The sequence below is a fragment of the Enterococcus sp. OL5 genome, assembly GCF_006491895.1.
Classification (GTDB): domain Bacteria; phylum Bacillota; class Bacilli; order Lactobacillales; family Enterococcaceae; genus Enterococcus_D; species Enterococcus_D innesii.
The window spans coordinates 13,142-25,713 of sequence record NZ_VHIL01000018.1 but is presented as its reverse complement, the minus strand read 5'-3'; the positions used below and the strand labels follow the sequence as shown (position 1 = coordinate 25,713).

Here is a 12,572-nt window from a genome sequence, read left to right as displayed (position 1 = left end):
AGCAAAGAAAGGAAGTAAGGAAACATGAAGGAAGTTGTCATTTTAGGAGCAGGGTATGCTGGATTGCGAGCATTGCACGTACTGCAAGGAGCAAAAGAAGCGTTTCACATCACATTGATCGACAAAAACGATTATCATTATGAGGCAACCGATCTTCATGAAGTTGCGGCTGGTACGCAACCCAGAGACCGCATTTGCTATCCCATCAATGATGTTGTTCGTCCCCAAAAGACGAGCTTTGTTCAAAAGGAAGTGGCGTCGATCGATCGTAACCAGCAAGTGATCGTTTTTAAAGATCAATCCACGTGCACGTATGATTATTTGATCGTGGCGTTAGGCTTTGAATCAGAATCATTTGGGATCCCTGGTGTCGAGGAGCATGCGTTGGAAATGGTGGATGTCGACTCCGCAGAAAACATCTATCATCATTTGTTGAAACAAATGAAGGCATACAAAGAAACACAAAATCCTGACTACCTAAAAATCGTTGTCTGCGGTGCTGGTTTCACCGGAATCGAATTGCTAGGTTCATTGGTGGAAAACCGTAAAACCTTTGCGAAAGCAGCAGGCGTCAAACCAGAAGACATCAAACTGTATTGTGTCGAAGCAGTGACTCGTTTATTACCGATGTTTGATGAAAAACTATCGGATTATGGGATCAAAAATCTCGTTAAATGGGGCGTGAACTTCCTGACTGGTAAACCCATCAAAGCAATCAAACCAGGTGTCGTTGTCTATCAAGATGATGCCGATACAGGAGCAACAGCAGAATTATCAGCCCAAACCATCGTTTGGACCACAGGCGTTAGCGGCAGCCATGTGATGGCTGAATCAGACTTTTCTGCTCGTCGGGGTCGTGTGATGGTCAATCAAGACCTAACAGACCCTGATCATAGTAACGTCTATGTTGTCGGTGATGTTTCAGCAGTCATGGACCCAGCGACCAATCGCCCGTATCCAACAACGGCTCAAATCGCTTTGAAGATGGGGCAGCATGCGGGTAAAAATATCTTACGTCAAATGAATGGGGAAAAACCAACAGATTTCCACTTTGAATCATTAGGTTCAGTGGCGTCTATCGGCAATACCCATGCCTTTGGCTTAGTAGGGAAAATAGGCATCAAAGGCTATCCCGCTTCCGTGGTGAAAAAAGCCATTATGGACCGTTCCTTGTACCAAACTGGTGGGGTCAAAGAAGTATTGGCGAAAGGTCGCTTCGACTTTTATCATTGAGCAATAGAAACAGCAGACTGCGAGGGAAACCTCGCAGTTTTTTTTCAAAAAAAGCAGCAGGGGTATCCCGCAGACTACTTTTTTCTCCCAGAAACTGCTATGATAGCCAAAAGAAGAGGACAAAGGAGCAAGGACAATGCCAGAAGGCCAACGAGTGTTACAGGGAATGGGAACGGTGATCACGATTTGGGTGCAGCATGAAACCCCAGAAGTGATCTTAGAGGAAGCTGCTCAAAGAGCTGCGGCCTTTGAACAGCGATTTAGTGCCAATGACCCGACGTCTGAGTTGATGCAGATCAATCAGCAGGCAGGACAAGGAGCGATCGCCACCGCACCGGAATTGTTTGAATTAATCGCACTAGGGAAAACCTATAGCTTGCCAAAAGATAGCTACTTAAATATTGCCATCGGTCCTTTAGTGCAGGAATGGCGGATCGGGTTCCAAGATGCCCATCTACCAACGCCTGAGAAAATCGCGGAGCTGCTGCCAAAGACTGATCCTGCCAAAATCGTTTTGGATGAAGCGTTGCAAACCGTCGGGTTAGCTGCCGGCATGAAGCTTGATCTAGGGGCTGTGGCAAAAGGATATTTTGCTGATTTGTTGATGACGTATTTCAAACAGGTTGGTGTCACAGCCGCTTTGATCGATCTTGGAGGCAATGTGATGACTTACGGCGATGCCCCGAGCCATGCTGATGGCTATTGGCGGATCGGGATCCAAAACCCTTTCTTACCGAGAGGGAATTTTGTCGCCGCATTGAAGGTGCGCAATCAATCAGTTGTTACATCAGGGATCTATGAACGAACCTATCAGGTAGCGGGCAAGACCTATCATCATATTTTTGATCGAGAAACGGGCTATCCGTTAGAGTCAGCCATTGCCAGTGTCACGATTCTCTCCGACAGATCGGTTGATGGAGAGATTTGGACGACCCGCTTATTCGGCAAAGAGCCACAAGCCATCTTACAGGAGCTGGCGCCGTTAGAAGGGATTACTGGATTAGTCATTACCAAACAAGGAGAACTGATCTATCCGCAAGAATTAGCCCGTTCGATCGAAACGCCAACAGCAGAATGAAAACAAGCAGCGACTACCTAGGAAAATAGATGGTCGCTGCTTGTTTTTGTTAAAAAAGGAAAGCTAAACGTGTTGCAAAAAGGTTTCGATCAAGTCAGCTTCGCTGTTTGACAATGCCCGTTCGGCTTGATGGGCAATAAAATAGGTGAGGGACAAGAGTTCCTCTGGCATCGGATAAAGATTAAAAGGGGTCGCGGTCGCTGCTTGCAGCACGCTTTCTGGTACGATCGCAATCCCAAGGTTGTTTTCTGCCAATGCCGCTGCGGTATAAATATTGCTGCTTTCTATGAGAACATTCGCCTCTACTTTGTATTTTTGCAGCAATTGATCGATTTGGCGCCGAATCGCCGAGCCGCTGGCGGTCAAAATCAACGGACTTTGCAGCAAGTCTTTGACAGCCAATGAATCAGGTGCTAAATACCGCTTCTTTGGTTGATACAGGGGAGAACAAGGCGGAATGATCGCTAGATACCGTTCTTGATTGGTACTGTGGACTGTTAGATTCGGTGCGATCGTCTCAGGATTTTGTCCGATAAAAAAGTCCAGCTGCCCATTCAGCAGGCGTTTTTCATTGTGCTTGGGCAGGTCTTCCCGCAAGAAAAAGTGCACGTTGGGGTAGTGTTCATAATACGCAGGCAAAAAGAGCGGCAGCAGGTAAGAGCCAAGGCTCGGCAAGATGCCTAAGCGCAAAGAACGCTTCTCGGTCGCGGTATACCAAGACAGCCGACTTTTCAATTTGGCAGATTCTGTTTCCAAGGTTTCTAGATATTGATAATAGATTTTACCAGCTTCCGTCAGTTGAAAATGTCCCGGCAGCCGATTGATGATGGGCGTTCCCAGCTCTTGTTCGGCACGTTTCACGGTTTGCGTCAAGTAAGGCTGTGAAATGTAGAGATCTTTGGCGGCTTTGGTGTAGTTGCTATGCTTTAGCAAGGTATCGAGGTATTGCAACATCAGATGGGAATCTTTAAGTACCATTGCGTGGTCCTCCTAGTCATTTTTCTTATTATAACAAATTTGTTATCGATAGATAATTAAATAAATATTTCACAAATAAAGAATTCAGTCGTACACTAAATGGGTACTTGGGGAAGATTTTTTTGTTTAGGAAGAAGCCTTTCATCTCAGTAGGTCGTAAAAACCAACTTGAGAAACGATTGAAAAAAGAAATCAAAGCCAATGGTCAAAAACTTTTTATTTATGGTTAAATGTTAAATTATTCACAATTAGGAGAGATGATAATGAAATTGATTGGAATCGTAGGAACCAACTCGACGCGTTCGACCAACCGTCGCTTACTGCAATTTATTCAAAGCCATTTTAGTGACCAAGCGGAGATCGAACTTTGCGAAATCAGTGATCTGCCAGCATTTAATGAACCAGAAGATCGGACGGCACCAGCGGCAGTCCAAGCCTTGTCAGAGAAGATCGAAGCAGCGGATGGGGTGATCATCAGTACACCAGAATACGATCACTCGATCCCAGCGGTGTTAAAAAGCATGATTGAATGGCTTTCTTATACGACGCGCCCTTTGATCGATAAACCAGTGATGATCACGGGTGCTTCTCTTGGTGCACTAGGTTCTTCGAGAGCCCAAGCCCACTTGCGTCAGATTTTAGATGCTCCTGAAGTCAAAGCCCGAATCATGCCGAGTGCGGAATTTTTGTTAGGGCATTCCATGCAAGCCTTCGATGAACAAGGAAACTTGATCGATAACGAAAAAGTTGCCGAACTAGAAGATTGTTTCAATGAATTTGTCTTGTTTGTCGAAATCACGAACCGTCTGGTCAGTGAATATTCAACGGCTAAAGAACGTGCAAAGAAATTTTCGTGGGAACAAGCATAAGAAAGAGAGGAACTAGTCATGAAATTTGTCGGCCTAATCGGAACGAACGCCAAAAAATCGACCAATCGCCAATTAGTGGCGTTTATGCAGCGGGAATTTGCTGCCCTAGCAGAAATTGAACTGCTGGAAATCAAGGATGTCCCAATGTTCAATGAAACACAAGATCAAACCAATAGTGAAGTGATTCAACGGTTAAATAGCAAGATTTTAGCAGCCGATGGGGTGATCATTGCGACACCAGAGCATAACCATTCGATTCCTTCCGCATTGAAAAGCGTCTTGGAATGGCTCTCCTTCAATCTCCATCCCTTTGATGGCAAACCGGTGATGATCGTCGGTGCATCCTACGATGTACAAGGCTCCTCGCGAGCACAGCTGCATTTGCGCCAAATCCTTGATGCACCGGGTGTCAATGCAACAGTTATGCCAGGAAATGAGTTCTTGTTGGGACGTGCGCATCAAGCCTTTGATGAACAAGGCAATTTAAAAGATCAACGAACGATCGACTTTTTGGAAAGTTGTTTCCGCAAGTTCGTTCGGTTTACGGAAGTCGCTAATTTGTTGAACGTACCAGAAGAAGTCGTTTATGAGCCTGGCGAATACACCGTCACAGCACCAGGACATAACGGGGATCTACCAATGGTCGTCAAATTGAGCGAAGAACGGATCGAAGCCATCGATATCGATACGTCTGGTGAATCCGAAGGGATCGCTGATGTCGTTTTCGTACGGATCCCTCAAGAAATTATTGAAGGGCAAACCTTGAATGTCGATGCGATCTCTGGTGCTTCCGTTACGAGTAACGGTGTCGTCGATGGGGTAGCAAAAGCCGTGAAAATGGCTGGTGCGAACCCAGATGTCTTGCGCAAACGTCCAAAAGCCGCCAGTGCTTTGCAAACAGAAGATGAAACGTATACCACCGATGTCGTTGTCGTAGGTGGCGGCGGCGCGGGCCTGAGTGCAGCTGCCAGTGTGCTGCAAGCCAATAAAGACGTGATCTTAGTAGAAAAATTCCCAGCGATCGGCGGCAATACCGTACGTACTGGCGGACCGATGAATGCTGCGGATCCAAAATGGCAAAACGGCTTCTCCGCATTGCCTGGCGAACGCAGTGCTTTAGAAGAAGTGCTGACGATCGATGAACAAGACATCGATGCAGAATACTTGCCAGACTTCAAAGCTTTGAAGGCACAAATCACTGCGTATCTTTCAGAAACGACGCCAGAAAAAGAATACTTGTTTGATTCTGCTTTGTGGCATAGAATCCAAACTTATCTAGGCGGAAAACGCAAAGATTTGAATGGTCAACCGATCTATGGGAAGTACGAGCTAGTGAAAATCTTGACGGATCAAGCATTGGCCTCAGTGAAATGGCTAGAAGAAATCGGCGTAGAATTTGATATGAACAATGTCGATATGCCAGTAGGAGCGAAATGGCGCCGAGGGCATAAACCAGTCAAAAACGAAGGGTATGCCTTTGTCTCTGCTTTGCATCAATTCGTGAAAGAGCATGGGGGAACGATCTTAACCGATACGCCTGTCAAAGAATTATTGATCGAAGATGGCAAGGTTACTGGAATCATCGGGGAAGGCCGTAACGGTCAAAAAGTCACGATCCATGCCAAAGCAGTGATTTTAGCTTCCGGCGGGTTCGGAGCGAACACGAAAATGTTGAAACAATACAATACCTATTGGACAGAGATCGAAGACGATATCAAAACGTCAAATTCACCAGCGATCACTGGTGACGGGATCAAGCTAGGGGAAAGTGCTGGCGCGGACCTTGTTGGCATGGGCTTTTCGCAAATGATGCCCGTATCTGATCCAAACACAGGGGCTTTATTCAGTGGGCTGCAAGTGCCACCAGCTAACTTTGTGATGGTCAATCAAAAGGGTGAGCGCTTTGTCAATGAGTACGAAAGCCGCGATGTATTGACCCAAGCGGCGATCGATAATGGCGGATTGTTCTATTTGATCGCGGATGAAGAGATCAAGAAAACCGCTTATAACACGAGCCAAGAAAAAATCGATAAGCAAGTAGCTGCTGGTACGCTGTTCCGCAGTGAGACCTTGGCTGGCCTGGCAGAGCAGATCAATGTTGATCCAGCCGTCTTAGAGGCGACCGTTGCGAAATACAACAGCTATGTGGATGCTGGGAAAGACCCAGAGTTTGGCAAAGATGTCTTCGACTTGAAAGTGGAAAAAGCGCCTTTCTATGCCACACCAAGAAAACCAGCGGTTCACCACACGATGGGGGGATTGAAGATCGACCCGCAAACCCACGTGTTGACGAAGGAAGATCAAATCATTGAAGGGCTGTATGCAGCAGGGGAAGTTGCTGGGGGGATCCATGCCGGCAATCGCTTAGGTGGCAACTCATTGACCGACATCTTCACTTTTGGCCGGATTGCTGGAAAGACAGCAGTCGCAGAACATCTCGAATAAAAAGCCTTGCGCGTTGTGACTCGTCACGCGCGCTAGCTTTTGAAAAAACATGTGAATAAAGTAACATGCTTAAAACAAAGGAGAGAAAAAATGGAAACAAAAATCAATCGTTGGCTGATTCTGATCGCTTCGACCGCTGTATTACTGTGTACGGGCGCTGTTTACGCCTTTAGTGTTTTTGCAGGACCTCTTAGTCAATTAAAAGGTTGGTCCATGGAAGAGATCATGCTAGCCTTTACCATCAATGCCGCAGTTGGCCCGATTACCATGATTTTGGGTGGTTTGCTGACAGACCGAGGAGCCGCTAGATGGGTCATCGCTGGTGGAGGCGTTTTGTTCGGAGCGGGCTTCTTCCTGACGGGTTTGGTCAACTCACCCGCCATGCTGTACCTGACTTATGGAGTTTTTGCTGGTTTAGGACAAGGCTTTGCCTATTCGGCTTGTTTAAGCAATACGATTCGGTTATTTCCGGATAAACGGGGACTGGCTTCGGGCTTGATCACAGCAGGCATGGGTGGAGCAGCGATTATTGCCGCACCAATTGCGAATCGTTTGATCGAATCACAAGATGTCTTAGCAGCCTTTCGGATTTTAGGAATTGCCTATATCGTGATCGTCTTGGTGGCTAGTCTATTTATTCGTAAAGCACCAGAAAATTACCGTCCAGCAGGTTGGCAACCAGCGGATCAAGGAAAAAATGGTCCTCAAATCAATCTAAATTGGCTGGACATGCTGAAGACACCAACTTTTTACTTGATTATTGTTATGTTAGGGGTAGGGGCTTTTTCAGGTTTGATGATTGCTTCTAACGCCTCAGTGATCGGGCAAAGTATGTTTGGTTTGACGGCGGCTGCCGCTGCTTTTTATGTCAGCTTGTACTCATTGAGCAACTGTTTTGGTCGTGTCCTTTGGGGCACCGTTTCTGATAAAATTGGTCGGACGAATACGTTGATGATCATCTATGGTGTGGTGGCATTGTCCTTATTCCTATTGACGCTTGGTCAAACAACTGTGATCTTCACTGTCGGGATCATCGGTTTAGGACTGTGCTTCGGGGGCGTGATGGGGGTTTTCCCATCGATCGTTATGGAAAATTACGGACCGATCAATCAAGGGGTCAACTATGGAATCGTCTTTGTTGGTTATTCTACGGCGGCATTCTTTGGTCCTAGAGTGGCAGCAGCAATCGCAGAAAGTAACCAAGGAGATTATACAAAAGCCTTCTATACGGCAATTTTCTTGGCCGTTTTTGGGCTTGTTCTCAACATAGGCTATGCGATGCTAAAAAAATCCCAAAAGCCCGCACCTGTTATTAAATAACAATTCACCAAAAGCAGTCTTTTTGATAAAAGCTGCTTTTTTGGTGCCAAAACCACTCTTTTTTCTTTTTTTAGAACAGAGTATTGGCACATGAAGCAAAAGAGAAAACTGTTTCATAGCAAGAATTTATCTCGTTGATTTCACTGTTTTTTCATCTTAACCCCCCATTTTTTAATAAATCGTGTTACAATAAAAAAAGGCTAATACGACGGAGGGATTAAATGACAATTCGTAAAGAACGACGCCGCTTAGAAAAGCGCTTGAAGCGCACGCAATATACCCAAAAAAGTATTACGATGGCTACTACTTTAGTAGCGGGATCAACGTTTATCCCGACCTTAGGACATGCGGCTGAAACGGCAACGACAGAAACTAGCAATGACCTTAAGGTCGTTGAACAAACAACAATCAGCAGTACACCAGAAACCGACAGCACGCCAGTTGAGGAAACCACAGAATCGACGACAGCACCTGTTGTGACCGAAGAAACTTCGGAAATGACGGAGGAGTCAGGAGCTGAAGCAGTTACTGAGGGATCAGAAACAGCGACGACAGAAAGCACAACAGTCGCTAGTGATGAAGTCTTAGAAGCAGATGAAGTACCATCAGCCCTTTCTGATTTGACTAGTCGGGCATTATTTTCACGGGCAACGATCGATCCGGCTGCCTTTATCAGTCAGATTTGCGGCTATGCAACGGAAGTGGCGGCAGCAAACGATCTGTATGCCTCTGTTATGATGGCACAAGCGATTTTGGAATCTGGTTGGGGCGCCTCGACTTTGACGACCACGGCCAACAATATGTTTGGGATCAAAGGCAGCTACAATGGCCAATATGTGACAATGGATACGTATGAAGATGATGGTTCCGGCAATTATTATTTGATCAGCGCTAAGTTTCGGAAATACCCATCATTAAAAGAGTCTTTTGAAGACAATGCATATGTGTTGCGCAACACGAGTTTTTCTAGCGGCAACTACTATTACAGCGGTGCATGGAAAAGCAATACGACCTCTTACACGCAAGCAACCGCTTGGCTACAAGGGCGGTATGCAACCGATACTTCTTATGCCAGCAAATTAAACAATTTGATCAGTACGTATAATTTAACGCAATATGATACTGGCAGCTCAAACACAGGTGGCGGCAATAGCAATGAAACAATCGTCAGTGATGAAACAGCGATCAATCAGCAGATGAAAACCACGGCCTCTATGAATATTCGTTCCGATGCTTCCACGAGTGCCTCTATTACTGGTTCGTTAGCAGCTAATACGACGTTTACGGCAACGGCGACCAAAACCGGCACCAGCGTCAATGGCAACACCACGTGGTATAAGATTTCTGGCAAAGGTTGGGTCAGCGGCGCGTATTTGACGAAGGTTTCGACCGACTCTTCAAACAACAATAGCGGATCAGGCAACACCGGTTCTGACAATAGCAATTCTGGTACGACGATCAATAAGCAAATGAAGACGACGGAAGCGATGAATATTCGTTCTAGCGCGTCCACTAGCGGATCAGTGGTGGGCTCGCTTAGCAAAGGCACGACCTTTACTGCCACTTCTATGAAAACCGGTACATCAGTCAACGGCAATAAAAATTGGTACTATGTCTCTGGCAAAGGTTGGGTCAGCGGCGCCTACCTTACTGAAGTGACCAACAATAATGCTTCTGAAGCGGAAAAAGAAGACAATGGTTCAAGCATCAATCAACAAATGAAAACGACGGCCGCATTGAATGTTCGCTCCGATGCTTCTACTAGCAGCCGTGTCGTGACAACGCTTGGTCAAGGGGTGACCGTTACCGTGACAGCGAAAAAGAACGGCACTTCAGTGGAAGGCAATAAAACGTGGTACTACGTTTCTGGCAAAGGTTGGGTCAGTGGTGCCTACTTGACAACAACCAGCAGCTCTTCCAATAATAACGGTTCAACAACCACAAATCAGCAAATGAAAACCACCGAGATTTTAAATGTTCGTTCCGATGCTTCTACCAGCAGCAGTATTACTGGTTCTTTAAGCAAAGGGGCAACCGTCACGGTTACCGCAACAAAAACCGGGACGACCGTCAATGGCACGAACAAATGGTATTATGTTTCTGGGAAAGGTTGGGTCAGCGGTGCCTACTTAACAGCTGCTAGCAGTGGGGCTTCTAATACGAATACCAGCAGCAGTAGTTCAACGAAGACGCATACGGTGAAATCAGGTGACAGCTTATGGTCACTGGCACAAAAATACAACACCAGTATCAGTCAACTCGCATCATGGAACAACATCAACAGCAGCTATACGATCTTTGTCGGACAAAAACTGATCGTTTCCAAGTAACAAGCAAAAAAACCGCGTGCAAGCCATTGGCTCACGCGTTTTTTTTATGCTGGATCAAGCGTTCACTAAGCTGCTAGCGGTTTATCAAGAAACTACTTGTTTTTCGTAAGCGCAATCAAACTATTTGGTCAATCATAGAACCCTGCGTTAGAATGAAAGAAGCAATAGAAATTGCTAGTCTTAAAAGAATTGCTTCAGAACCAGAACAATCGAAGCGTACACAAAATAAGGAGGATTTCACATGCACAACAGAAACCTAACGATTATTGGCAGTTACGACACTCGAACAGAAGTATTACCGGTTATTGAGCAATTGACAAACGAAGGCTATGGCAAAGAGGATATCGTGCTGTTTGCGAATCAAACAGTCATCGATCAATTTGGGTTAGAATCCATCGATGATGTGGAAGTGGAGCAGGCAGCTAGTGAGGATGAAGATCGTTCGCTTTGGGAAAAAATCAAAGATGCTTTTTCTTTCGGCGATTCCGATCATAGGCATGATGAGCATGATCCGTTATATGGTTATCGTGATGACCTTGAACGAGACAAACTCGTTGTCGGCGTCTACGATTATCAGCCGATGGACAAAATAACCGATCGTGATGCAGATACTGGTCCGATCATCGATCAACCGTTACCAGGTGAAACAGCGATGCCAGATGAGTCCGTTCATCCAACACCGCGCATGGGAGACAGTGATATTGAAGCACCGATCCATGACCCGAATCATCTGCGAAACTTATAAGTAGAAGGATTTCTTAAGTAAAGGAACCATTAAAGCCAGAGGAACGAGCATCCGTCGCACCTGCCAACCCTTAGTAAAGGGATGGGCCCGCAGGTGATCGGCAGTTGTCCTCGGGCTTTTTTTGTGCAACGGACAATCATGTCTTTGTCATCTTTGAAAATAAAACTTAATTTGTTGACGGTTGCTTTTTTTTGTATAATATAAGAATGAGATAGATCGTTGTCGGAAGGTCCAACCACTTTTTTGGGGAAAGGATGGGGAGTGCGATGAAATTCAAGTTCAATATGCAGTCGGCATTAGTCAGTTGTTTTGTTGCGGTTTTTTTGAGTGTGGCGATCAATCAAGACGCCAATGCCTTTGTTGCCGCGCCCTTTGTACGAGATTCTTCCAGTAGTTCCTCTGAGCCACCTTACCAGACAGCAAGCAGCAGTATCGAAGAAACCTCTGATTCCAGTCAGATTTTTTATGAAGCCAGTGTTAGTTCGTATACACCGTCTTCAACGACTAGTCGCTCGATCGAAGCGTCGACAAATGAAGGCACGTCTGTTTCCGTAAGTGAAGCAGAGACAGAGCCTAGCGTCAGCACTTCAGCAAGTAGCGAAAGCAGTTCGAGTACCGCGCCCAGTGGCGGATCAACCACCACCAGCGATACTTCTAGCAGTAGCGCTAGTAGCAGTTCTTCAAGCTCTTCCAGTACGAGTTCGACCAGTACTACAACAAGCAGCTCCAGCAGTGAAACGACTGAGCCGTCTTCAGAAACCTCCAATAGCGACGAGGAAGCCGCGGAAGATACGAGTGAAAATGTTGATCTAACAGTCGAAGGGGCTCACTGAGCCTGACTGTAAAAATCAATCTCATCTTAAAGGGACCATTTCAGCTAGGCCTTGTGCCTAGCTTTTTTATTTGCTTATGTTCAGAGCCATGAACACACCAAGTGAACGAAAGATGCGCGATTTCTCACTCTGAGACATCAAAAAATAGCAAAGAGGAAGGTTTTGTTGGCGGATTGCTGGAACAGAAAAGAGCCGTCTTACGTTTTTATTCACTGCCTCCATAAAAAAAGCTGCACTTGCAAGCATATCATAAAGTGATTCTTAGTAGTTTCGCTATAATAAGTGCGAGGAGGGGTGTTATGGGAAAGTATTTTAAGCACTTCGAAAAATTGATTAGTGTTGTGGTTGATATTATGTTAGGACTGTTGGTTCTGTTGGTTTTGGTGGTGATGGCGGAAGCGATCTATAAAATCGTTGTCCATGTGATCCCACTGCATGAAGTTAGCGATCTTTCTTTATTGATCGAAGAGATCGCAACATTGTTTATTTTACTGGAAATTATTTTGATGTTATTGCGTTACGTAAAAGAAGGTCACCATATTCCGGTGCGCTACTTGATTTTGATCAGTATCACAGCGATTTTAAGGGAGTTGCTTTTAGCGCAGGGAAAAGGGTTAGAAACGCTCTTTTTAGCCTTAGCGATCTTGGTCTTGATCATTGTGCTGCAGGCGTTGGAAAACTCAAAGCCTTTCATAGTTCCAAAGGACTGTAAAAAAATCATCCGATTGGTTGACGAATGAC

Annotated in this window: 10 protein-coding genes; 9 read left to right on the top strand and 1 reads right to left on the bottom strand. The window is 45.6% G+C overall.

All coding sequences use genetic code 11. From position 1 onward, the window contains the following. The first annotated feature begins 24 nt into the window (after positions 1-24). Together FJU10_RS16605 and FJU10_RS16600 are read left to right on the top strand one after the other, a co-directional pair. On the top strand, positions 25-1,233 hold the full coding sequence (locus FJU10_RS16605; protein ID WP_140966433.1) for an NAD(P)/FAD-dependent oxidoreductase: 1,209 nt from the start codon (positions 25-27) through the stop codon (positions 1,231-1,233). 136 nt (positions 1,234-1,369) lie between these two features. Continuing rightward, entirely contained in the window at positions 1,370-2,311 is a 942-nt protein-coding gene (locus FJU10_RS16600) for an FAD:protein FMN transferase (RefSeq protein ID WP_140966432.1), read from the top strand. 63 nt (positions 2,312-2,374) lie between these two features. Here FJU10_RS16600 and FJU10_RS16595 read toward each other — a convergent pair whose 3' ends face one another. Then, entirely contained in the window at positions 2,375-3,289 is a 915-nt protein-coding gene (locus FJU10_RS16595; RefSeq protein WP_140966431.1) for a LysR family transcriptional regulator, read from the bottom strand. A gap of 263 nt (positions 3,290-3,552) precedes the next feature. Between FJU10_RS16595 and FJU10_RS16590 the strand changes: the two genes are divergently transcribed. The 7 genes from FJU10_RS16590 (at position 3,553) to FJU10_RS16555 (ending at position 12,571) form a co-directional block, all read left to right on the top strand. After that, complete coding sequence (locus tag FJU10_RS16590; RefSeq protein ID WP_008376652.1) at positions 3,553-4,158, top strand: NADPH-dependent FMN reductase; 606 nt, start codon at positions 3,553-3,555, stop codon at positions 4,156-4,158. An 18-nt stretch (positions 4,159-4,176) separates the two neighbouring features. Further along, complete coding sequence (locus FJU10_RS16585; RefSeq protein WP_096742030.1) at positions 4,177-6,603, top strand: flavocytochrome c; 2,427 nt, start codon at positions 4,177-4,179, stop codon at positions 6,601-6,603. A gap of 90 nt (positions 6,604-6,693) precedes the next feature. Further along, complete coding sequence (locus FJU10_RS16580) at positions 6,694-7,923, top strand: OFA family MFS transporter (protein ID WP_140966430.1); 1,230 nt, start codon at positions 6,694-6,696, stop codon at positions 7,921-7,923. A 221-nt stretch (positions 7,924-8,144) separates the two neighbouring features. Then, entirely contained in the window at positions 8,145-10,253 is a 2,109-nt protein-coding gene (locus FJU10_RS16575) for an SH3 domain-containing protein (protein WP_140966429.1), read from the top strand. Between the two features lie 241 nt (positions 10,254-10,494). Beyond that, complete coding sequence (locus FJU10_RS16570; RefSeq protein WP_008376644.1) at positions 10,495-10,998, top strand: general stress protein; 504 nt, start codon at positions 10,495-10,497, stop codon at positions 10,996-10,998. A 266-nt stretch (positions 10,999-11,264) separates the two neighbouring features. Further along, positions 11,265-11,831: a hypothetical protein gene (locus FJU10_RS16560; RefSeq protein WP_086293544.1), complete on the top strand. Its 567-nt coding sequence runs from the start codon at positions 11,265-11,267 to the stop codon at positions 11,829-11,831. Between the two features lie 299 nt (positions 11,832-12,130). Beyond that, the gene (locus FJU10_RS16555; protein ID WP_140966427.1) at positions 12,131-12,571 is read left to right on the top strand and encodes a phosphate-starvation-inducible PsiE family protein; all 441 of its coding nucleotides are present in this window, start codon (positions 12,131-12,133) and stop codon (positions 12,569-12,571) included. The last annotated feature ends 1 nt before the right edge of the window (position 12,572 follow it).